The following is a 21660-nucleotide window of genomic DNA, read 5'->3' as shown; positions in this document are numbered from 1 at the left end:
TCTAGTTGCCGTATGTATTTGTTCGTATTCCGCCCCTTGAGAAAAGAGACCTTCACTCTCATGAAAGTCTCTTATACATGTCTTGCACGGATGTATGTGAGTAATAGAGAAGCACTAGCCTAGCCAGGATAGCGCTCTTCACTTGAAGAGGTATCCTTTGTATGATGGTTGTGTTTTTCATCTTCAACTTGTTGATTTAACTCCTCCATTGGGATGGGATCAACCGTTTGCATTTCAGGGTCTTTGTCATAGATACTTTCTTTATCAGACTTTACTTCATCTGGTGTATCCAATGGTCCTTCTTTTAAATTTTCGGCTTTGTCATTTTTTTTCATTTTCATCATCCTTTCTTACTTTACATATAGCCTCAATTCAAAAAGTTAAACCATTTTTTAAACAGAATTCGGCAATTTTTGTGTGTAATCGGTAATAGTGGTGATCAGCTGATGGTTTCCTATAAAGGATAAAATGTATTAATTCTAAATTCTAGTTTTTCTTATAAAATAGTGTAAAATAGAGAAAAAAGAAACAGTACTAAAAACTCTATTTATACTAAAATACTCAGAGGTAGGTGAGTACAAATTGCCAATTTACAATAAATTAGTCCGAGATTTTATCCCGCAAATCATCGAAGGAAAAGGGGAAAAATGTATAGTTGAACAATTAAGTGAACAAGAGTTACTACAGAAAATGAAGCAAAAATTCATAGAGGAAGCCTATGAAGTAAACGAAGCAAAAAATAGGGAAGAGATGAAGGAAGAATTGGCAGACCTTTTGGAACTTATACATACAGCATTAGAAGTTTATAATATTTCATTGAAAGAATTGGAAGAATCACGTTTAGCTAAAGCTGAAAAAAGTGGACGTTTTTCAAAAGGTATTTATTTGGTTGAGGTGCTAGATGAGTAGAATATATAGATAGATTAAAATGCTAAATTAAAAATTTTTAAAAAACATTGACAATTCTATTTATTGCGTTATTATATACTTATACAAACTTAATATGTTGATTTTCTTATCCAGAGAGGTGGAGGGACTGGCCCTTTGAAGCCTCGGCAGCGGACTATTATAGTACTGTGCCAATTCCAGTAGCGTAAAGCTAGCAGATAAGAGGAGCGTTTTTTTTCGTATGGTATTCCAACCCTCTTCTTATTCATTAAGAAGAGGGTTTTTTCTATTTAGAGGATAGAAGAGTTGGAGTCAATTAACTAAATGAAACTAAGGGAGAGATTTTGATGACAAAGACGTTAGTAAAAGCACCATTTAGAGCTGATCATGTAGGTAGTTTATTAAGACCAGAAAGCATTCACCAAGCACGTAAGGACTATCAAGAAGGTAACATATCCGCAGAACAATTACATCAGATTGAGACGGAAGAGATCAAAAAAGCGGTGGACAAACAGATTGATGTCGGTTTACAAGCAGTAACTGATGGAGAGTTTCGACGTAGATTTTGGCATACAGATTTTCTTGAACATTTAAATGGTGTTGAAGGATATGTCCCAGAATACGGCTTCCAATTTAAAGGAGAAGAAACAGAAAAATATGATGTTCGTAATAACGGAAAGATTTCTTTTAACTCAAATCATCCGCATATTCAAGATTTTCTAGAGTTCAAAGAAATTGTAGGAGATCGGGCAATTCCAAAACAAACGATACCGAGCCCAAACCAATTATTCAATGCTGGCATTAGAAACCTTGACATTTATCCAGATATCGAGGAATATGCGAGCGATATAATCCAAACTTACCGGGATGCAATCCAAGCCTTCTATGAAGCAGGTTGTCGTTATTTGCAACTGGATGATGTCTATATTGCGGGACTGAATGCTGAGAATATTCCATTTAACGACAGTGGATATTCACGTGAAGAATTGATTAACCTTGCGCTTCGGGTAGCAAATGGAGTGTTAGAAGGCAAACCGGAAGATTTAATAGTAACGACACACTTATGCCGGGGGAATTATCGTTCAAAATGGGCATTTGAAGGAAGTTATGCTAAAATTGCTCCAACTTTGTTCGCAAATGAAAAAGTGGACGGATTTTTCTTAGAATATGATGACAATCGTTCTGGCGACTTCACACCACTAACCTATATTCCAAAGGGAGGGCCGCAAGTAGTGCTTGGAGTATTTACTTCAAAATTTGGCGAGTTGGAAGACAAGGAAAACATCAAAGCTCGTGTAGAAGAGGCAACACAATTTGTACCACTCGAGCAGCTATGTATTAGCCCGCAGTGTGGGTTCGCTTCAACCCATCATGGTAATATTCTAACGGAAGAAGAACAATGGGCAAAATTAAAGTTTATTGTTGATATATCAAAAGAGATTTGGGGCTAAGGTATTGGGAACAGCTAGTAAAGCTGTTCCTTATTTTGATTCATAGATGGCTTTACTGATTTAGCTTGGAGTCTAATTCAATTTTAGGGTTAATACTTTTTAGAGTAGCTAAAAATTGCAGCTGCTCCTTTGGAGATGCAAGTGCCATTTTATTGTCTGCGTCATAAATGATCTCCAATCGATCTATTGAAAGGGCAGGGGCAGCAAGCAGATTTTTGGTTTTAGAAATTGTTTTAATCTCTTTGATAGGAACTTTCTTTTTGAAGGGGCCATTTCGAATAATCAGGTAGCTTTGATTAACTTTATATCCTGTACAAAACCAACCCCATATGAGCAAAATTGCTAACGGTACAGTAAAAACAAGGACTACATAATCCCTTCCTGCAACAAGAGGTGCGAAACAAGCAATGATTGTACCCCAATATAAAGGGTATTGCCATAAATCTTTTTTAGATGGGTAATACATCTGATAAATCCTTTCGCTAATTTATTTTTAAAACATTCATATATGGAAATTAATTCTTTATATTACTTTATCAAATGTAGACCCGCATTTCATTCTATTTTAGTTCCAATAATATGAAAATTCTTTGCATTCCCTTATACTAATAGAAAGATACATACAATACATGGGGGTGTCCAAATTGAAAACACGAGTAACCGAGATTCTTGGTATTAAGTATCCCATTGTCCAAGGTGGCCTTGCTTATTTGGCTTACGCCGATTTATGCGCTGCGGTTTCAAATGCTGGCGGTCTCGGACAGATTACAGCCGCTACTTTGGGATCTAAGGAAAAACTTCGAGATGAAATCCGAAAAGTGCGTACATTAACAGATCGTCCTTTTGGCGTCAACTTCGCTATTTCAAAACATCAAAATGCATATGAAGAGCTTTTAGAAACCGCAATTGAAGAGAAAGTACCTGCTATTTCTATTACAGGTGGTAATCCAGCACCAGTGTTAAAACGCGTTAAAAATGAAGATATTCGCACTCTAGTCTTGGTTTCAGGAGTAAGGCAAGCTCAGAAAGCGGAAGAACTAGGAGCAGATATATTGATGGCAGTTGGTCAAGAAGGTGGCGGCCATTTAGGACGCGAAGATATTGGCACAATAGTTCTTGTACCGCGCGTTGTTGAATCCGTATCTATTCCTGTTCTTGCTAGTGGCGGTATTGGCGATGGTAGAGGATTGCTTGCAGGCCTCTCGCTTGGTGCTGAAGGTATTGAAATGGGTACACGTTTTATCGCCACTAAAGAATGCGTCCATGCAAGTGAAGTGTATAAGCAAGCGATTATTCACGGAAAAGAAACAGATACTGTCGTAATCAAGCGGTCACTTGGTGCTCCTGCTCGCACCATTAAATCTCCTTTCACAGAAAAAATACTTCAAAAAGAAGAAAGCGGAGCAACTTATGAAGATTTGAAAGAAATGATTAGTGGTGAAGCGAATTGCAAATATATTTATGATGGCGAGCAAGAAAGTGGTTTTGGCTGGGCTGGCCAAGTAATTGGTTTGATTGATCATGTGCCGTCTGTCGCTCAACTATTTGACGAGGTGATAGAAACAGCAGTGAGCGGGCAAAAACGATTAGCACGAATTTTAGGCGAGTAGCCTATTGCAGCCTCTTTATTAGAGGCTTTTTGTGTTAGGTGAGCTGCTATATCATAATTAATCTGTATATTGGTGACAATAGGCTTAAAAAGATAAAATGATGGAGGTTACAATGAAAATTACAATCGAATGGACTTACAAAATTCCACGTGGTGGTATGGAGACAGTCTTTCGCTCTGATCAAATGGAAGCTGGTAAAGCACTTAAAATGGCAGAAGATATTGAGAAAACAGGACGTATTAAAAATTTACTGTTGATAGACCCACATGGTAGTACATGGACAATGAAAGAGTTAAAACGCTATTTGAAAGAAATTGAAGAGGAGCCACACAATATTACAGTGTATTTTGACGGCGGATATGATTTAAAAACTGCGGTTTCGGGACTTGGTTGTGCTATCTACTTTGAACAAAATGGCAAACAAAAACGACTGCGAAGAAACGTACAGGCTGTTGGTCATAAATCAAACAATGAGGCAGAGTATGCAGCGCTACATTTGAGCATTATCGAATTGGAACTTTTAAATGTACATCATATGAATGTACGCTTTTTGGGAGATTCACAAGTCGTAATCAATCAAATGAGTGGTGAATGGGCAGTACTCGAACCGAATTTACTAAGTTTTACAGATCGTATAGATGCAGCGTTAAAAAAACTAGGCATTGAGGCAGAGTATGAACATATATCACGCAAAATGAATGGAGAAGCAGATCGACTTGCTTCACAAGCATTGCAAGGCATTGAAATTGCCGCACAAGTAGAATATGTATTAGAAAGCGATTAATCATAAAAACAAACATTAAGAAAAAGAGTGAGTAGCTTGAAAGTTTTAATAATAGATGATGAAGAAAAAATAACAGATGTCTTAACATCTTATTTTGAAAGGAACGGAGATCAAACCTATGTAGCGAATACAGGAGAACAGGCTATTGAGATTATGGACAGTATACCGCTTGATATGATTATTTTAGATTTAATGCTACCGGATATAGATGGGGAAGAAATCTGTCGGTATGCCAAATTGAACTATCAAATACCCGTCATCATGCTGACAGCCAAAATATCAATTGAAGATAAGGTGAACGGCTTTAACAGTGGTGCAGATGACTATGTGGTAAAACCATTTCATCCAAAAGAGATACTGATTAGGGCTGAAAGACTGCTTCCCTTAAAAACACAGCAAGATGTGATTAGATTTGGAGACCTAACTATTCTTAAAGAATTGAATACAGTTAAGAGACAGGAGGAAATGATACAACTAACACAGCATGAAGCAACGATTTTATGCTTGCTTGCTGAAAATCCTAAAAAGGTATATAGCCGGGATGATTTACTGTACAAAATGGTTGGTGGTGTACAAGAGAATAATCCGCGTGTTGTTGACCAGCATATAAAAAATCTCCGTAAAAAGCTGAACAATGACTATATACAAACAGTTTTTGGTATTGGTTACAAGATGAACGAAATGGCGGATGGGCATGAAATTTAATATAAGAATCGCCTTAATTATTGCTGCATTTTCATTAACAATGCTTCTTATAATCACTGCTATCCTGTTATATAAAGGCCATGAACATTTAATGATGTTAAAACTTAAAGATGCAGAAGAAGTTATTCATCATTTTGACATGGCGCTTGCTGAAACAGCTGTCTGGTCAATCGGTTTGTTGTTTATCATTATTTTGGTATCCAGTTTTTTCATAGCTCGGACTTTGACTAAGCCAATTCAAGAGCTGAATCATTTTGCTTTACAGTTAGTCAAAGGGAAAAGAGATTTGAATATTACCTATACTATTGATGATCAGATTGGCCAATTAGGACAGTCCTTGAAAACATTAGATAAAACATTGAGTGTTTATGAGGTTCGGCGAAAAGAAATGACACAAGATTTAGCCCACGAAATTCGTAATCCTTTAGCATCCGTTAAGAGTTATTTGAGCGCTTTTGAGGATGGCGTATGGAAGGCAACTCCTAAAAGGCTTGAAGGGTGTATTGAAGAAATTGATCGCCTTATCCTGCTGGTAGGTGAGCTGGATACATTAAATGATATTAATAGTCCAACTTTTAAAATCAACAAGCAACTTCATCAGGTTGCTCCCATTATAGAGAGTGCTGTCATATCTCTTGCAAGTGAACTGCTTGAAAAAAAAATAGAAGTAAATTTGACGCTGGACCAAAGTATTTTTGCTTCTGTCGATTCATTACGCTTAAATCAAATCCTGCATAATATCATCAAGAATGCCCTTTTCCACCTTCCTGTAAAAGGGACTCTTGCTATTCAGTTGTTGATTAAATCACAAGATGAACTTCAAATAATTATCTCAGATAACGGAAGCGGTATGGACGAAGAAACATCCAGCAAATTATTTGAACGACATTATAGAGGGCAAAATAATTATAAAGGTTCTGGAATTGGCATGACGATCACGAAAAAGCTAGTCGAAGCACATGGTGGACAAGTTTTTGTCAAAAGTCTACTAGATAAAGGTACTACATTTATGATTTCTCTACCTATTTCTTCATAATTTCTACATATGTTTACGATATCTTTGACATGTTAATAGAAGTAGATAGAGGAGGAATTTAAATTGAATAAAAAATGGACCATGGGATTCTTATCCCTTACAACTGCATTTGCATTAGTAGCATGCAATGATCAACAAGGCGACCAAAAGAAAGGAGAGCAAGCAAAGACAACTGAACAACAGAATACGAATTCCGATCATATGAATATGGATCACTCTAGTTCTGGAGAAGTACCAACTGGATTGCAAGAAGCTAAAAATCCAACATTTATAATAGGCTCCAAAGCGATTATGCATACCAACCATATGCCTGGAATGGAGGGAGCGAAAGCAACAATTGTTGGAGCATATGATACAACAGTGTATGCTGTTTCTTATAAGCCAACAGATGGTGGAAAAGAAGTGAAAAATCATAAATGGGTCATCCAGCAAGAAATCAAAGATGCGGACAATAAAAAGTTTATAAAGGGTGACGAAGTTACAATAGAAGCAGATCATATGAAAGGTATGAAGGGTGCAAAAGGAACTATTGAATCTTCGAAAGATACAACTGTATATATGGTTGACTATACGCCGACAACTGGAGGCAAAGAAATGAAAAACCATAAATGGGTTACAGAGGATGAACTAGCTGAAGAATAGATGGATAAACTCTCCAATCATAATTAAGGTTGGAGGGTTTTTGTGTTTATGATAATAAGAGATGGGAATACTAAAAATGAGTGCAGATTATATTAATTACAGGAGGAATTTTAATGACATATGAAGAGTGTATACAAGCGTGTATTGATTGCATGGAAGCATGCAATCGTTGTTATGATGCGTGCTTGAAAGAAGAAAATGTAAAAATGATGGTGGAGTGTATTCGAACGGACCGTGAATGTGCTGATATTTGTGCCCTTGCAATTAAATCAATGCAATCTAATAGTCCATTTGTAGCACAAATCTGTAAACTATGTGCGGAAATATGTGAAGCATGCGGAAATGAATGTAAAAAACATGACCATCAACACTGTCAAGAATGTGCAGAGGCTTGCTATCGATGCGCTGAAGCTTGCCGGAGTATGGCAAAATAACTTTCCTTTAAGTGAGAGCTAGAGTACCTCTAGCTCTTCTTGTTGTTTGTGTATAAAAACAAAGGTATTAAACTCTGTTTAATAATCCTCGTCGTCTTTTTACATTGTTTTTTTATTGAAAGAAATAAAATATAGATGAATGTACATACTACCCATATCAAAATTATGGGAGGAAAAAATGATTAAGAAACCATTTATACTAGCGTGTATTTTACTGACAGTTTTAGTGCTTGCTGCTTGTGGCAATAGCGATACAAAAAAAGTAAACAAAAATATAAATTTAGCTCCTGATGATCATTTAAATATGGAAACTAAACATTCCGTTACGGAAAATACCGATGTGGAAGATTACAACACAGGGATTGTCCCTCCAAACATAAAAAAAGCTTCGACACCAGCATATCCTGTCGGTAGTCGAGTAGCCGTATTGGCTACCCATAAAGAAGGGATGAAAGGAGCAAAAGGTACTGTTGTGGGTGCTTATGATTCAACAGCTTACCAGGTAGATTATGCAAAAACATCGGATGTTCGAGAAGTAAAGGGCTACAAATGGATTGTGCAAGAAGAGATACAAAAATCGAACGATAAACTGTTGCAACCAGGAGAACATGTCACGTTAGAAGCGGATCATTTACCAGGAATGAGGGGCGCAAGAGCAAGGATTATCTCGGGCAAAAAAACAAACGTCTACATGATTAATTATCAACTGACTACAGGAGAAGCGAAAGAAAGAAACTATAAATGGGTAATAGAAAGCGAATTAATGAAAGAACAATAACTATTTTTATTAATCAATGACCATAGAATTACAATTTTATAGTTTACTAATAGTAAATGAAAAAGTAGAGCAAATGAAAAAGCGAGAAATGATTGCTCATCCCTCGCTTTTCCTTATGATATATATTTACTTACATTATGTAATGTTATGATATCATATATTTTGCTGAAAAAACAATTATATTCTGTTATTCTTGAAAGAAAAGTCGTATTGGGAAAATGGAATGAAGTAATATCCATCATGTTTGTTTTTGAATATACGCCCAAAGTCATTCAACTAAGTAATCATTCTTCAAATAATTCGTCCGCCAAATTATCAATTTCTGTTTTTAACTGTTTAGCTCCTTCGGCATCTATGGAAATAGTGTCATTCTCGATTATCAATAAATCACCTACTTGTACATCCTTTGGTAATATTTTTTTAGGGTAGTCCACAGTTACTCCATCTATTTCAATGATAGCTAAATCTCCCTCAAATCGATCCACAATTCCTTTTTGCACTTATTTTTCCTCCTTTTCACTTATATTCTTCCCATTACTGCTAAATGTAATTGTGCCATCTTCGTCTGTTCTGTAAATTTTAGCATGAGCTTTTTTTAAGCGGTTGAGAGCCTCTGATGTTGGATGATCATAACGGTTATCTGTACCCATGCTAATGGCAGCATATGTTGGCTTTGCTTGTGATAAGAAATTAGCATTTGTTGCTTCTTTTGCACCATGATGGCTAACTTTTAACACATCCACTTTAGGAATCAAATGAGCAGCCAACATATCTTCTTCGGCTCTTGTTTCCGCATCTCCTGTAAATAAAAATTTATTTACGCCGTATTGCATGAGTAGTACTGCACTCCAATCGTTTAGATCGCTCTGTACATATTCTTTTATAGGACCAATGAATTGAAGCTTAAGCATATTTTCTTCAACAGGAATTGATATACCTTCTTTTGCTACATGTATTTTTAGTTGTTTTGCTTTTAGGTTGTATGTGTTACACGAGGAGCAAAGACGGATTTAACAGGAAAAGCGTCTATAACATCTGCTAAGCCACCAATATGGTCAGCGTCCGGATGAGTTGAGATAACTGCATTCAATTGTTTAACATTAAATTTTTTAAGATATTGTATAACATTTTCACCTTGTCCTTTATTGCCGCCGTCAATTAGTATGTTTTCCTTTGTTGATTGAATTAGAATAGCATCTCCTTGGCCAATATCTAAAATATGTACCTTTACTTGTTCAGCAGAATCAAATTGATTGGGAGTTGGGTTCCCGTTTACTGGCTGTTTTGTTAATTCCGAGCACCCGGTAAGGACTAATAACCCTACTAGTACAAAGTAGAGTAAGAGTTGATATTTTTTTGTCATGTTTTCATTTCCTCCTTCCTTTTTACTTTAATGACACAACTAAAAAAGAGCAAAACTTACGTTTGCTCTTTATAACTTAATTTAGTTTATTTTCATCGTCTGTCTTTTTGGTGACAGTAACTTCATCTCGTAAATCTTGTGTTGAGTTTTTAAATTCCCGAATAGTATCACCAGCTGCTTTGCCGATTTGAGGTAATTTGGAAGGTCCGAATACAATCAATGCAATGATAAGAATAACGATTAATCCGGGCACACCGATACTAGCTAGTCCCATAAGAAACCCTCCTATTAATATAAAATTGCTATTGCTTGCTTTTAGTATACCCCCAATCGACAGATATGAAACACACAGCTAGAAAAAAGTTTTATTGAATTTGTTGTAACTCATGTTCAATTCTTTTTTTCTCTTCTATTAATGCGTCTGCAGGCAGCATAGCTTCATAACGCATATCCACATACTTTTGCTGGATTGCCATATATTCTGTTTGTATCTTCTCGATTGCTATATGAATGTCATTAATTAATGGAGCTATTTTTTCTTTGTCTTCTTCAAGCATAATATATTCGTCATTATTTAACATCACTTCTACTTTAAAGCGTTCATTTTCAATAGAAAGGTTAAAAAATAATTCAGCAAGATGATGTTTAAAATGTTTTTGATACGCTTTTTTTATTGGACTGCTTTCAGGCAAATCCTGAAATAACTTTCCGATTGTTGCCCTGTTTTCAAATATCTCATCATAATCAATTAAACCAATTTTCTTTAGAAAACGAGTGAATTCAATATCAAACTTAGATTGAATAACCCTTAATTCTGCATCTAAATACTTTAACTTGTCTTCATTGCGCAGCATTCTTTTACGCAGTTCACTTTGTTTCATAGATATGCCTCCTTTTTCCAACAATACTATCATATCAGATATAGCCATATCCATATGCACCGAAGGTTTTGAAAAAAAGAATATCGGAAAAATACTCATAAGAATAATGAAAGATGGAAATAGCTGATAAAAAGCTAAGAAGAAGGTGATGTGGAGAAGTGGCTAAAATGGAGCAGTATGTGTTTTATTTTGATGCTTTTTGGTTGTATGGCACCCAATCATTCTGTCCAAACAGGCGCAGTCGACAAAACTGGAACATTACAATTAGTAAAATCTATACGTGATGAGGAAGTATATCAAAAAGGGAAAGAACTATTTGATAATGGGGGAAGTATAAAGATGTCAGAAAAGGAATTGGCAACTTTAAAACCATACTACATTCAATTTAGAGATGATAATCAAAACTCAGTAGTGAGTAGTTACTCCGTATGGATAGATAGAAAAAAAGACCGCGTATTTTTTACAGACTATCAGCGTCCATATTCTTATTATCAGGTAGAAGATGAAGATAAAGAATTTCTTACAAAGCTACTCTCAAAAACTGATCTAGCTAAGGAATGATATACTAGTAAGAAAAAGTGGAGTGTAGAAAAAGATGTGGATTTGGTATGTGGTTAGTTTAGTTATCAGTTTATTTGTGACTTTTATTATTTTCAAGATAACGCATGTTGTATTGTTTGTTTTCCCCCCATTGGCTGTCATTCTTGTTCACTTATACTACAAGAGAAAACCTAACAATAGAAAGTAGATAAAACCCTTTATTGAGGCTCAAATAAAAAATTGAGCCTCTTTTTGTGTAAAGAAACCGATAAAATAAACAATATGATCTCTAATATCAAAAATATTTAAATTAGTGAAAAAATAATCAAATTATCTGTTAAAATTATAACTAACTACAAATATATGGAGGGAAAAGAGTGAAACCAAAGGATTGGTTAATTATAACTGTTACTATCGCCATTGAGGCAGCAATTACTTTCTTTGCAGCTAATAAATTTTCTGTACGTTTCATCGAAGTTATGTTCTTTATAGGTTTGGCTTGTACTATTATCATCTACTATTTTTCTAGCAGTGGAGGTAGGGCTTCTGAAATTCGTTCGGCTCAATTGCGAGGTGAGACGGGCTATATTCAAAAAAGTGAGCCTTTTGTGTTCAAAAGAGGTCCAGTTTTTAATGCTTCTATTTTATATTTATTGATCGGGTTACTATTATTTATTTTGCTTATTTCGGGTGTAATTCCTCCAGCTGGTAATTAAATAATCTAGGAAGAAGCTTCGAGAGAAAGATAGTTAAGGAGAGTTTAAGTGAATAAAGAGAACGAATATACGAAAATAAATTCGGAGCTCGTTTGATAGCGTATTGAAAACAATGATTGTATTGAGCAGATTGTAGAGGTAGGGGAGAGAGCTTTGATTAAAAATCAAATTGAATATTATGAAAAGGCATCAAGGCGTTTTAATCCACTAAAACACTTTCAAATGCGTACTCAGGAAATGGAGAATAAATCGAATTATGGAGTGAGAACTGCTTCAAAGTGGAATGAAATTGTAGGGCAGTATCTAAAGGATGAGATTTACCCGGTAGTCCATCCAATTGGACAAGAGACATTCTCATTGTATGCAGTGTTTCCAACAGGGATATTTGAATATGCCTTAGATATAGATGGTGCTACTTCGCTTATAAAAAAAGAAGGTATCAACCCAACAATTTTTAATCCAACTCAAATTATTGCTTCGGTTGACGAAGGGAATATAAATAAAGATTTGAATAACATAAAAACGAATCATAAAAATCCTGTCATGATACTTCAAAGTCAGCGTTTAACGGGGAATATGCCTTATTGTATCAATGGCAATCATCGTATTTTTGAAGCTCATCGAAATAATGAAAAGTCAATTGAAGTGTACCATTTTAAAGACTTAGAATTTGTCCCATTTTTCTATGATGATCTAAGCAAGGCGATGTACTATTTGGAAATGGATTTTAATAATGTAATCAATGATAAAAAAGACTTTTTGAAAGATCCCTATGGTGCTTTTGCAGATGCTTTTTAAGATAAGATTTGGAGGATTTAAGAAGTATTAAGCAAATGAGTAATTGATATAAAAAAATATAAGAAATGGTGTTGAATAATGTTTTTTATTCAAATGTCTGGCTTCCCTGGCTCTGGAAAGTCCACACTATCTCGACAAATTGCTAAGAGAACAGGTGCAGTCATAATAGACCATGACATTGTAAAATCTGCTTTATTAAATTCGATAGAGAATATTCCGGTTGATGTCAAAACAGGTAAGATATCATACAATATTGATTGGTCTTTAATTGAATTTCATTTATCTCAAGGCCAAAATGTAATTTTTGATAGCCCCTGCCTTTATAAAGAAATAGTTGATAAAGGAATAGGTTTGTCTAAAAAGTATAGCGTGAAATATAAATACATTGAGTGCTACCTTAATAACTTTAATGAAATTAATTATAGATTAATAAAACGAGAAAGCATGACAAGTCAAATTAGAGGGATATGTTCTGAAGAGGCTTTTAAAAAACCTTAGAAAGTAGCAAAAAGCCAACTGATTATGAATACCTGATTGTAGATACTGGCAAAACTATAGAAAGCTATATGGATAAGGTTATTAATTATATTAACGAATGAATTAAATTCTTTCTTTGTATAATAGAAGTGATAGATATTTTTTTGGCTGTCAATCTAATGATAACAAAAGTGAAATAGAAAAAAGAAAAGCATTCATATGAATGCTTTTTTAACAGATATTTTCTTTATCATTGATATCCTTCACTACATCCTCTAATGTAAGACTATTTAATACCTTCTCCATTGCTGATTGGGCTGTTATAAATAAAGGTTCAATTGTACTTTGGATGTTCTTTCCTACTGGACATTCGGGATTTGGATTGTCATGTATAGAAAACAGCTCTTTCTCCTGAACCACATTCACTGCTTTATAAACATCAAACAGTGTAATGGCAGATAGATCCTTTGCGAGTTCGGCTCCTGCTATGCCAGGTTGGACATTTACCAACCCTGCGGTTTTAAGCATGCCCATAATTTTTCTGATGACAGCTGGATTTGTATTTACACTACCTGCTAAGAATTCTGAAGTACTTCTCTCTTTTTTATTGATTGCAATAAGAGCTAATATATGAATGCCTACTGAAAATCGACTACTAATGGACAATATTTTCACCCTTTACTTATAGATGTACCACAATAATACACCTGTAATTCTTTTTATTACAAGTATATTAAGAATGAATGAACGATTAGAAAGAAAATAAAAGTGTTGACATATGTTTTAAATGTAATTATTATGGTTACAAGTAACTGGTGTGGTTACAACTTATTTATGGAGGTACTTAAAATGAAAATTGGTATTATTGGTGCAAATGGTAAAGCTGGAAGTCTTATTTTAAATGAAGCTATTAGTCGTGGACATGAAGTGACTGCTATTATAAGAAACGCTTCAAAAATTGGTGACAAGAACATTGAGGTTCTTGAGAAAACTATATTTGACCTTACATCTAATGATTTGAAAAACTTTGAAGTAGTTGTGAACGCATTTGGTGCGGCTTTAGGAGAGGAACAAGCACATGTGGATGCTGGACATGCATTAATTGAGGCACTAAAAGGCACTAATACAAGAGCAATAATTGTAGGTGGAGCTGGTAGTCTTTATGTAGACGAAAACAAAACAGTTACAGTAATGGAAACACCTGATTTTCCTGAGATATTTAAACCAACTGCAAAAGGACAAGGACGAAATTTACAAGAATTAAAGGAAAATTCTAATATTAAATGGACATTTATTAGTCCTTCTGCAGTATTTGATGCGGAAGGAAAAAGAACTGGTTCCTACAAATCAGGTAAGGATCATCTCTTAGTTAATTCAAAAGGGGAAAGTTATATCAGCTATCCAGACTATGCTATAGCAGTAATTGATGAAATTGAAAATCCACAACATGTAAATGAACGATTCACAGTTGTTGGAGAAGCAGAATAATATCGACAAATGGATTTATCTATACCCTCTAGCTTCTATTAAAAAGAGCATTGAATTTACTTCAATGCTCTTCTTTAATGTAATAAAGCTATTAAATTATTATTAAAATCAGTAGCATCTCTTTGTACTAAGCCTCATCCGCATCGGCAATGCCAAGAATAATAATACCAATCATTACAATAGCAATTACAAAGTAATGCTTTGGTGTTAACTTCTCTTTTAAGAAGATACGAGACAAAATGACAGAGAAAATACTGTAAGAAGCAATAAGAGGTGCGGCGATGATTGCGTATGATCCCATTGCATAGACATAGAAGAATTGGCCGGTTGTTTCTAAAATGGCAGCTAATCCTTTATCTCGTTCCTTAAATACATTGAAAGAAACTTTTTTGAATAATTTTAAATAGATAAACACGAAAACAGCGCAAATAAAGAATGTATATTCATATGCTAACAATGCAGTATCCTCAGACATTAATTTTAATTCATCCAGATAAATACCATCCGCAAATGTGCCGGCCCCATCTAATAGCGCATAAATAATTGGGAATGATACAGCCATAAAACCAAGCTGATATTTTTTATCTACTTTCACTTGATTTAGGCGCATCATTTTATCTTCCTCATGTTTTTCGACAACTGCAATTCCAATAACACCTACAGTAATAACAATAACCCCTAAAATATGAATCCAGTCAATGTCTTGTTGGAAAAATATAAATAGTAAAATAGCTGTAATGGCACCAGAGGAGTTTTGAACTGGTGATGAAATCGATAGTTCAAGATAACGCAATCCTACATAGCCAACAGTCATTGAAACGATATAGAAGAAAGAGACAGGCAAATATTTAACCATATCAAACAGGTGGAAGTCTATATCTTTATAAAGATAAAAGATGGTTGCATGGATACCCATAACAAGACCGACCATTACAACAATTTTCAAATGGCTGAATCGATCTTCGCTATTGGATCCTTTTTTATAAAATAAATCTGCTCCTCCCCATGCTAGAGCAGTCAAGATTGAAAATAAAAACCACATATACAATTGGCTCCTTCTTTTTTTATATATAACTTTAATATTATACGGGGAATTATAGAATCTGAAAAGAATTTTTTGTTTCGTAAGGCTAAATGATTGGAATTATTCATTTTACGAAACCTCCAAGCTAAACGCTAGACATGTTACAATAGGGGTAATATTAAGTATAAAAAGGAGCCGACATGATGATAGAAAAGGCAATAGAATATCTAAAACATTACTACGGCTACAACCAATTTCGGTCAGGGCAGGAAAAAGTAATAGAAACCATTTTATCAAATGAACCATGCCTATGCGTTATGCCAACAGGTGGTGGGAAATCGGTTTGTTACCAAATACCAGCGCTGATAATGGAAGGAACGACGATTGTCATCTCTCCTTTAATCTCATTAATGCAGGATCAAGTGGATACATTGAGAGAAATGGGCATTGAAGCGGCCTATATTAATTCTTCTCTAAATGATTATGAATACAGTGAAACAATGATGAATCTTAAAGAGGGGCGATATAAGCTTCTATACATAGCGCCAGAACGATTAGAGTCTGAGAGTTTTAGAAACTTGCTTGCCTCTCTTTCAGTGCCACTTATTGCCATTGATGAAGCACATTGTATTTCACAATGGGGACATGATTTTCGGCCAAGCTACCGTGCAATTGGACGACTTATACATTTATTTAAAGAAAAACCGGCTCTTGCTGCGCTCACGGCTACTGCTACTCCTGCAGTAAGAGCAGATATTTGCGCTCAATTGGACATACCTAAAGAAAATACGGTACTGACAGGATTTGAGCGAGACAATTTAAGTTTTTCAGTCATGATCGGACAGAATAAAGAGCGTTATCTTAAAGACTTTTTGAAAAAGAATCAATCAGAAAATGGCATTATTTATGGTGCTACTCGAAAAACAGTAGATCATTTATATGAGGTTCTGAAAAAAGCGGGTATTCCTGTTGCAAAATACCACGCTGGTTTATCTGAACAATTACGGCAAACAGAACAAAACCGATTCTTGCATGAAGAAGCATCTGTTATGGTGGCAACAAATGCTTTCGGAATGGGTATCGATAAATCGAATGTCCGATTTGTTATTCACTATCAAATGCCGAAAAATATGGAAAGCTATTACCAAGAGGCAGGAAGAGCAGGACGGGATGGTTTGCCAAGTGAATGTATTTTGCTATATTCTTCGCAAGATGTCCAAACCCAGCGTTTTTTAATTGATCAAAGTGAAGATCGTGAGCGAATAGCGAGTGAATTGCAGAAACTTCAGAGCATGGTAGATTATTGTCATACAGAAAGCTGTCTTCAGCATTATATCGTCCATTATTTCGGTGATTCTTCTGCGGAAGCTTGCGGGAAGTGCAGCAACTGTACAGACGAAAGGGAACGAACAGATGTGACAGTGGATTGCCAAAAAATTTTGTCTTGTGTCATCCGAATGGGACAGAAATTCGGAAAAACAATGGTAGCTCAAGTTCTAGTCGGCTCGAAGAATCAGAAGATGCGGCAATTTGGCTTTGACAAACTCTCGACATATGGTTTGTTAAGTGAAATGAGTATTAAAGACGCAACTAATTTTATAGAATTTATGATTGCAGAAGAGCTGTTGGCAGTAAATCAAGGTAGCATGCCAACCATTTTCGTTACAGAAAAAGGGAAAAATGTATTGCTTGGAGAGTGTAAAGTCACAAGAAAAGCAGTTATTGTATCCAAGGCCATTTCAGTAGATGATCCTTTATTTGAAGATTTAAGGATATTTCGGAAACAGTTGGCTGATGAAGCACAAGTGCCGCCGTTTGTTATTTTCTCTGATAAAACACTGCGTGACATGTGTGCGAAAATGCCTAGCAATGAGCAAGAATTTTTAGAGGTAACCGGTGTAGGGGAGAATAAGCTTGAGAAATACGGTGAGTTGTTCTTGCATAGAATCGCCGCATTCCAGGTTAGCCAATGAGGATTTTAAATAATATAGGGTTTTGAAGAATCAAATTTTTTTTAAGAAGTAAAAACGCATGCAAAAAGCCCAAAGCAAATTGGTGACTTCAGAATTTGCTTTGGGCTTTTTTAATTACATTTAATTCGTTGTCAGATGCGCATGCTCTTCATCTAATAAAACAATACCGGTCACACCATTAACCGTTTCAGAATGAATAATTTTATCTTTCAGTATCGGCAGTAGCTTGGGGGAAAGTGCTACATGGATGCCTTCTACCTCCATGATAATATCCGTGTGAATAGGCGTATCAATATCCGCTGCATATTGTAGCCCATCCCTGTTTGCAACTGCGTAAAAACGTAGCAAATGATATTTGTTGTCTTTTGTTAGGTTTGTAATGAACTTTTTTCCTTGAACGGTTAGTTTCATCGTGAAATCATCCTTTTCGCAAATTCAGAAGTCCTCCTGCATCATGCCGAGCTCTATGACTCCATTATTCCACGGCACTATCCAATTTAAACAACGGAAATTTATTTTCTAGTCATCCATTCGGCGACGATAAAGAAAATAATAAAAAATGCAAATGCGCCTGCAAAGAACCACATAGGTAACCCAGCTACCATGACTTACACCCCCGATTATATGCTGTCCTTATAGTAGCATATAGAGAGGGCTTGTATCATCAATCAGAATAAACGATAAGCTTTATAAGACAAATAGTAAAAAATCGTTTAAAATGGAGGAGAAGTATAGCTGATAATCTCAGTTATGAAATATAGAAGTTTTAAATTTTTAAAAGGGGCTAATAAATAGTATGATTCATTTAAATTGGAAAGATGCACCAACTATCAAAACCATTCGTTGTACCAACACGGATGCAAAAAAATACTTAGTATCAAATGTTTTAACAGTGGGTAAAGAGTATGAAGTGAAAAATGAAACAGAAGAGTTCTACTTCATTATTGATAATACAGGTCTTGTTGGCGGTTACTATAAAGACTACTTTGCATAATGAAACACTTCACATTCTTACAATGAACGGTGTGAAGCATCAGTTCAAACCATTAATTCATAGATATGAGTAAATGGTTTTGAGAACATATATGCGGATCACTACATGACTCTGCTTTTCGCATCCTTCTAGGAAGCGAAAAGTTTTTTTATATCATTAAGACAATATTGAAAGGGGTTTTTGATATGCAGCAATTAATACAAAAGGAAAGAAAAAAAAGAAAAAACAGAGAGTATAATGAAGAGGAACTACTTTTAATTGGCGAGGGAGGATATATTTCCCCTAATGACCATCTGTGGCTTGATGTGTTATTTACAGTGACGTTAAAAAAGCCAGTTTTGCTGAAAGGTCCAGCAGGTGCTGGAAAAACTAAAATGGCCGAATCTATTTCAGATTTTTTCCATCAGCCCATGCATAGCATTAACTGTTCTGTAGATTTGGATGCTGAAAGCTTGCTTGGTTTTAAAACAATAGTACAAAAAGATGGTGAAACGTTTATCGAATTTATAGAAGGTCCTGTCATTAAAGCGATGAAGGAAGGACATCTTCTTTATATCGACGAAATTAATATGGCGAAAGCTGAGACACTTCCAATCTTGCATAGTGTTTTGGATTATCGGAGAATGCTGACTAATCCTTTTACCGGTGAAGTGATTGTTGCACATCCAGACTTTAGTGTAATTGCAGCTATCAATGAAGGATATATTGGTACTGCACCGATGAATGAGGCACTGAAGAATCGATTTGTATCATTTAGTATTCCTTATTTAAACGGAGAACAGCTTGAGGAATTATGGAAAGAAAGATTTCCTGATTTATCGGAAAATCTACGTATCTTGATGTTGCAATTGGCGGAAGACTTAAAGCAACAAGTCATTAATGGATTGTTGAGTGAAGAAGCAGCTTCTGTAAGAAGCTTGCTCGATGCAACAGAACTAGCACAGTATATGGATCCGCTTCGAGCTATTCGCTACGCAATAGCTGAAAAACTTGATGATCCAAGCGAGAAAGAATTAGTGCTAGAATTAGCGAAAACATGGATGAAGTGAGGGGTCAATTGTGGCTGAGCTAAGTCGGTTTATACAATTTAATAACGAACAGATCAATCCCCGTCAGATGCTTCAGTATGAACAGCTCTCTAAAGCTTTATCTAATACACCCTCATTACAATTAACTGAACGTCAATTGATTGAGTTAAAGCCGCAGGAGCAACAAATTGCTATGAGTGTTTTTTGGCGACATCGTAGCAAGCAAATCACACATCTAGGCCGACTTTCAGATATTTATTTGCTTTCGATTGGTTTTTGGAGAGAGTTTAATGTACGAGTGTGGTTGGAGATGGAGGAAGAATTCAAGGATCATCCTTATAAAAAGCTAATAAAGCAACTTGCTTTAATGATTGAAGAATTTCGATTAATGGATGTGGTTGAAAAGAAGCGTCCGGGGACTAAACAAGCCTTTGAGACTCGACGGAAGGCTTATATTGAATCACATAAACACCGTTTTGAAGTCAACAGCCAGAAAGGCTTTATAGCAGATAGTTTTCTTTCTTACTTATTTTTAGCAGCGCACGAAGGTATGATCCGTTTGCCTGAATCTGAAGTGGCAGATCAATTTCAGCCTGTTTTAATTCTCTTCCAAGAAATCTATGACGTCAGAAATACAACACAAAGTATAGCATTAGCAGTAAGAACTGTTTTTGCTATTGAAGAATATTTGGCAAGAGACCTTGTGCTGGATTACTATGCATTAATGGATGCCATTCCTGAGGCGGCTAAGTTCCATGAACATAAAGGTGTGAAAGAACAAGCATGCGGTGATAAAGACAATGCTAAGGAAACGATTGAGCAGCTTTTTAGAACGTGGCACAGAGAAACACAGGAAGAGAATGGCGTACATCTACGATATGAATTAGAGCGCGGTAATGCAGGCAAGGCATTGAGTATAGAAGCTGAAGAAGGACAAGAAGGCAATCAGATTTCTGAAGAAGGGGTAGGGAGTGCGTCCGATTCATCGGGCAAGGTATTTGAAAACGATTCTAATGATATAAAAAAACTTCCGCGAACAACAAAGCAAGCAAAGAAAGAGTACGGAGAACAAAATGCCAATGTTATTTTTGAAGAAAAACGCATAGAGCCTGCTAAAGACTTTCAAAGTTTAGAAATGTTAAGTGTATGGCGAAAGGAACAATCACCAAGTGTAAAAGCACTGACTGCGGAATTTCGCAAAAGAATGGCACAAAAAGAAATCGCAAAGAGAGATCACTTAACAAAGGGAAGACTAAATGCCTCTAAATTAATGTCACTTGTATTAGATGAACATCCAAAGCCCTTCTATCAAAAAAATGCCAAGTCAAAAGAGCTCGATGCAGTATTCGGATTGTTAATTGATGGTTCAGCTTCCATGATGGATAAAATGGATGAAACGAAAAAAGCTGTATTGTTATTTCATGATGTTCTAAGACAAATGAAAATTACGCATGAAATCGTTTCATTTTATGAAGATGCGTATGAAGCAACAGCGGAGGTACAGCCAAATACATTTGAATGGTTGCATAAGCTACAGGATGGGCAGAAGGACAATGGTCTTTCTATAATGGCTTTAGAACCTCATGAAGACAACCGTGATGGCTTTGCAATCCGTTGGATGATGAAGCAGTTAAAAAATAGAGATGAAAAGCACCGCTTCTTGCTGATCTTCTCAGATGGTGAGCCTTCTGCATTCGATTATGCACAAAATGGGATTAAAGATACGGCAGAGGCCGTACTGGAGGCTGAAAAGCATGGTATCCAAGTACTGCATCTCTTTTTAAACACAGATATGCCTAGCGAGGAGCAGCTCCACCTTTTCCACACAATTTATGGTACGCACACAGTTTCAGCTAATAGTGTAGAAAAGTTTACTGAAATAACTATCAGGCTACTTCGTAAATTAATTTCGCTTGTTATTTCGGCTGAGTAAAATAGAGCAAAGTATCTTTATTTACACCTATGATTATATAATTGTTTTAATTAAATAAAAAAGGGCTATTCATTAGAATAAGCCCTTTTTTTATTACATAGAATTAGGAATTAAGGC

General features: G+C 35.6%; 27 protein-coding genes, 1 pseudogene and 1 riboswitch. Of the genes and pseudogenes, 18 read left to right on the top strand and 10 right to left on the bottom strand.

Going from position 1 to position 21660, the window contains the following annotated elements; translation table 11 throughout:
- Positions 1 to 119: 119 nt before the first annotated feature.
- On the bottom strand, positions 120 to 335 hold the full coding sequence (locus F0527_RS08550; protein WP_150284509.1) for a hypothetical protein: 216 nt from the start codon (positions 333 to 335) through the stop codon (positions 120 to 122).
- A 247-nt stretch (positions 336 to 582) separates the two neighbouring features.
- Here F0527_RS08550 and F0527_RS08545 point away from each other — a divergent pair, with 247 nt between their 5' ends.
- Positions 583 to 909: a nucleoside triphosphate pyrophosphohydrolase gene (locus F0527_RS08545; protein ID WP_150284508.1), complete on the top strand. Its 327-nt coding sequence runs from the start codon at positions 583 to 585 to the stop codon at positions 907 to 909.
- Between the two features lie 103 nt (positions 910 to 1012).
- Positions 1013 to 1113: riboswitch (SAM riboswitch) on the top strand.
- Between the two features lie 122 nt (positions 1114 to 1235).
- The gene (locus tag F0527_RS08540; protein WP_150284507.1) at positions 1236 to 2339 is read left to right on the top strand and encodes a 5-methyltetrahydropteroyltriglutamate--homocysteine S-methyltransferase; all 1104 of its coding nucleotides are present in this window, start codon (positions 1236 to 1238) and stop codon (positions 2337 to 2339) included.
- Positions 2340 to 2391: 52 nt separating this feature from the next.
- On the opposite strand, the gene F0527_RS08535 is transcribed toward F0527_RS08540, so the two are convergent.
- Positions 2392 to 2805, bottom strand: coding sequence for a PH domain-containing protein (locus F0527_RS08535; RefSeq protein WP_066787457.1), 414 nt, complete (start codon positions 2803 to 2805; stop codon positions 2392 to 2394).
- 178 nt (positions 2806 to 2983) lie between these two features.
- Here F0527_RS08535 and F0527_RS08530 point away from each other — a divergent pair, with 178 nt between their 5' ends.
- The 7 genes from F0527_RS08530 to F0527_RS08500 all read left to right on the top strand — a co-directional run bounded on the left by F0527_RS08530 (position 2984) and on the right by F0527_RS08500 (position 8328).
- Entirely contained in the window at positions 2984 to 3949 is a 966-nt protein-coding gene (locus tag F0527_RS08530; RefSeq protein WP_150284506.1) for an NAD(P)H-dependent flavin oxidoreductase, read from the top strand.
- A 112-nt stretch (positions 3950 to 4061) separates the two neighbouring features.
- Complete coding sequence (locus F0527_RS08525) at positions 4062 to 4733, top strand: reverse transcriptase-like protein (protein ID WP_150284505.1); 672 nt, start codon at positions 4062 to 4064, stop codon at positions 4731 to 4733.
- A gap of 36 nt (positions 4734 to 4769) precedes the next feature.
- On the top strand, positions 4770 to 5438 hold the full coding sequence (locus tag F0527_RS08520; protein ID WP_190323419.1) for a response regulator transcription factor: 669 nt from the start codon (positions 4770 to 4772) through the stop codon (positions 5436 to 5438).
- A complete protein-coding gene (locus tag F0527_RS08515) occupies positions 5428 to 6474 on the top strand; it encodes a sensor histidine kinase (protein WP_190323418.1) in 1047 nt (348 codons plus the stop codon). Before F0527_RS08520 ends, F0527_RS08515 begins: the two co-directional genes overlap by 11 nt.
- A gap of 63 nt (positions 6475 to 6537) precedes the next feature.
- Entirely contained in the window at positions 6538 to 7116 is a 579-nt protein-coding gene (locus tag F0527_RS08510; protein ID WP_370454652.1) for a YdhK family protein, read from the top strand.
- A gap of 113 nt (positions 7117 to 7229) precedes the next feature.
- A complete protein-coding gene (locus F0527_RS08505) occupies positions 7230 to 7550 on the top strand; it encodes a four-helix bundle copper-binding protein (protein WP_150284502.1) in 321 nt (106 codons plus the stop codon).
- Positions 7551 to 7728: 178 nt separating this feature from the next.
- On the top strand, positions 7729 to 8328 hold the full coding sequence (locus F0527_RS08500; protein ID WP_190323417.1) for a YdhK family protein: 600 nt from the start codon (positions 7729 to 7731) through the stop codon (positions 8326 to 8328).
- Between the two features lie 284 nt (positions 8329 to 8612).
- Here the strand turns inward: F0527_RS08500 and F0527_RS08495 are convergent, their stop codons facing one another.
- From F0527_RS08495 to F0527_RS08480, 5 genes are all read right to left on the bottom strand, one after another.
- Positions 8613 to 8828 carry a DUF3006 domain-containing protein gene (locus tag F0527_RS08495; protein WP_150284500.1) on the bottom strand — a complete coding sequence of 72 codons (216 nt, stop codon included), beginning with the start codon at positions 8826 to 8828 and terminating at the stop codon, positions 8613 to 8615.
- Entirely contained in the window at positions 8829 to 9239 is a 411-nt protein-coding gene (locus F0527_RS17225) for a ComEC/Rec2 family competence protein (protein WP_223823545.1), read from the bottom strand.
- Positions 9240 to 9301: 62 nt separating this feature from the next.
- Positions 9302 to 9691 carry an MBL fold metallo-hydrolase gene (locus F0527_RS17220; RefSeq protein WP_223823544.1) on the bottom strand — a complete coding sequence of 130 codons (390 nt, stop codon included), beginning with the start codon at positions 9689 to 9691 and terminating at the stop codon, positions 9302 to 9304.
- Between the two features lie 76 nt (positions 9692 to 9767).
- A complete protein-coding gene (gene tatA, locus F0527_RS08485; protein ID WP_066787432.1) occupies positions 9768 to 9965 on the bottom strand; it encodes a twin-arginine translocase TatA/TatE family subunit in 198 nt (65 codons plus the stop codon).
- Positions 9966 to 10056: 91 nt separating this feature from the next.
- Positions 10057 to 10572: a hypothetical protein gene (locus F0527_RS08480; protein ID WP_150284499.1), complete on the bottom strand. Its 516-nt coding sequence runs from the start codon at positions 10570 to 10572 to the stop codon at positions 10057 to 10059.
- 150 nt (positions 10573 to 10722) lie between these two features.
- Between F0527_RS08480 and F0527_RS08475 the strand changes: the two genes are divergently transcribed.
- The 4 genes and pseudogenes from F0527_RS08475 to F0527_RS08460 all read left to right on the top strand — a co-directional run bounded on the left by F0527_RS08475 (position 10723) and on the right by F0527_RS08460 (position 13225).
- Entirely contained in the window at positions 10723 to 11133 is a 411-nt protein-coding gene (locus F0527_RS08475; protein ID WP_150284498.1) for a hypothetical protein, read from the top strand.
- Between the two features lie 356 nt (positions 11134 to 11489).
- The gene (locus F0527_RS08470; RefSeq protein ID WP_150284497.1) at positions 11490 to 11828 is read left to right on the top strand and encodes a hypothetical protein; all 339 of its coding nucleotides are present in this window, start codon (positions 11490 to 11492) and stop codon (positions 11826 to 11828) included.
- A gap of 153 nt (positions 11829 to 11981) precedes the next feature.
- Positions 11982 to 12626, top strand: a complete 645-nt coding sequence (locus tag F0527_RS08465) for a hypothetical protein (RefSeq protein WP_150284496.1) — start codon at positions 11982 to 11984, stop codon at positions 12624 to 12626.
- Between the two features lie 78 nt (positions 12627 to 12704).
- Positions 12705 to 13225 (top strand): annotated as a pseudogene (locus F0527_RS08460) (P-loop nucleotide/nucleoside kinase family protein).
- Between the two features lie 109 nt (positions 13226 to 13334).
- Here F0527_RS08460 and F0527_RS08455 read toward each other — a convergent pair.
- The gene (locus F0527_RS08455; protein ID WP_150284495.1) at positions 13335 to 13769 is read right to left on the bottom strand and encodes an Rrf2 family transcriptional regulator; all 435 of its coding nucleotides are present in this window, start codon (positions 13767 to 13769) and stop codon (positions 13335 to 13337) included.
- A gap of 183 nt (positions 13770 to 13952) precedes the next feature.
- Here F0527_RS08455 and F0527_RS08450 point away from each other — a divergent pair, with 183 nt between their 5' ends.
- Positions 13953 to 14591 carry an NAD(P)-dependent oxidoreductase gene (locus F0527_RS08450; protein ID WP_150284494.1) on the top strand — a complete coding sequence of 213 codons (639 nt, stop codon included), beginning with the start codon at positions 13953 to 13955 and terminating at the stop codon, positions 14589 to 14591.
- 127 nt (positions 14592 to 14718) lie between these two features.
- Here F0527_RS08450 and F0527_RS08445 read toward each other — a convergent pair whose 3' ends face one another.
- Positions 14719 to 15633, bottom strand: a complete 915-nt coding sequence (locus tag F0527_RS08445) for a DMT family transporter (RefSeq protein WP_150284493.1) — start codon at positions 15631 to 15633, stop codon at positions 14719 to 14721.
- A 185-nt stretch (positions 15634 to 15818) separates the two neighbouring features.
- On the opposite strand from F0527_RS08445, the gene recQ reads away from it, so the two are divergent.
- Complete coding sequence (gene recQ / locus F0527_RS08440) at positions 15819 to 17588, top strand: DNA helicase RecQ (RefSeq protein ID WP_150284492.1); 1770 nt, start codon at positions 15819 to 15821, stop codon at positions 17586 to 17588.
- Between the two features lie 120 nt (positions 17589 to 17708).
- Here the strand turns inward: recQ and F0527_RS08435 are convergent, their stop codons facing one another.
- The gene (locus F0527_RS08435) at positions 17709 to 17999 is read right to left on the bottom strand and encodes a hypothetical protein (RefSeq protein ID WP_066787410.1); all 291 of its coding nucleotides are present in this window, start codon (positions 17997 to 17999) and stop codon (positions 17709 to 17711) included.
- 385 nt (positions 18000 to 18384) lie between these two features.
- Here F0527_RS08435 and F0527_RS08430 point away from each other — a divergent pair, with 385 nt between their 5' ends.
- The 3 genes from F0527_RS08430 to F0527_RS08420 all read left to right on the top strand — a co-directional run bounded on the left by F0527_RS08430 (position 18385) and on the right by F0527_RS08420 (position 21543).
- Positions 18385 to 18582, top strand: coding sequence for a DUF6501 family protein (locus tag F0527_RS08430; protein WP_066787407.1), 198 nt, complete (start codon positions 18385 to 18387; stop codon positions 18580 to 18582).
- 185 nt (positions 18583 to 18767) lie between these two features.
- Positions 18768 to 19631: an AAA family ATPase gene (locus tag F0527_RS08425; RefSeq protein WP_150284491.1), complete on the top strand. Its 864-nt coding sequence runs from the start codon at positions 18768 to 18770 to the stop codon at positions 19629 to 19631.
- A gap of 10 nt (positions 19632 to 19641) precedes the next feature.
- Positions 19642 to 21543, top strand: coding sequence for a vWA domain-containing protein (locus F0527_RS08420; RefSeq protein WP_150284490.1), 1902 nt, complete (start codon positions 19642 to 19644; stop codon positions 21541 to 21543).
- Positions 21544 to 21660: the final 117 nt, after the last annotated feature.

Source organism: Rummeliibacillus sp. TYF-LIM-RU47, from assembly GCF_008638315.1.
Taxonomy (GTDB): Bacteria; Bacillota; Bacilli; order Bacillales_A; family Planococcaceae; genus Rummeliibacillus; species Rummeliibacillus stabekisii.
The sequence above is the reverse complement of the archived record's forward strand: the minus strand, read 5'-3'. Positions and strand labels throughout refer to the sequence as shown.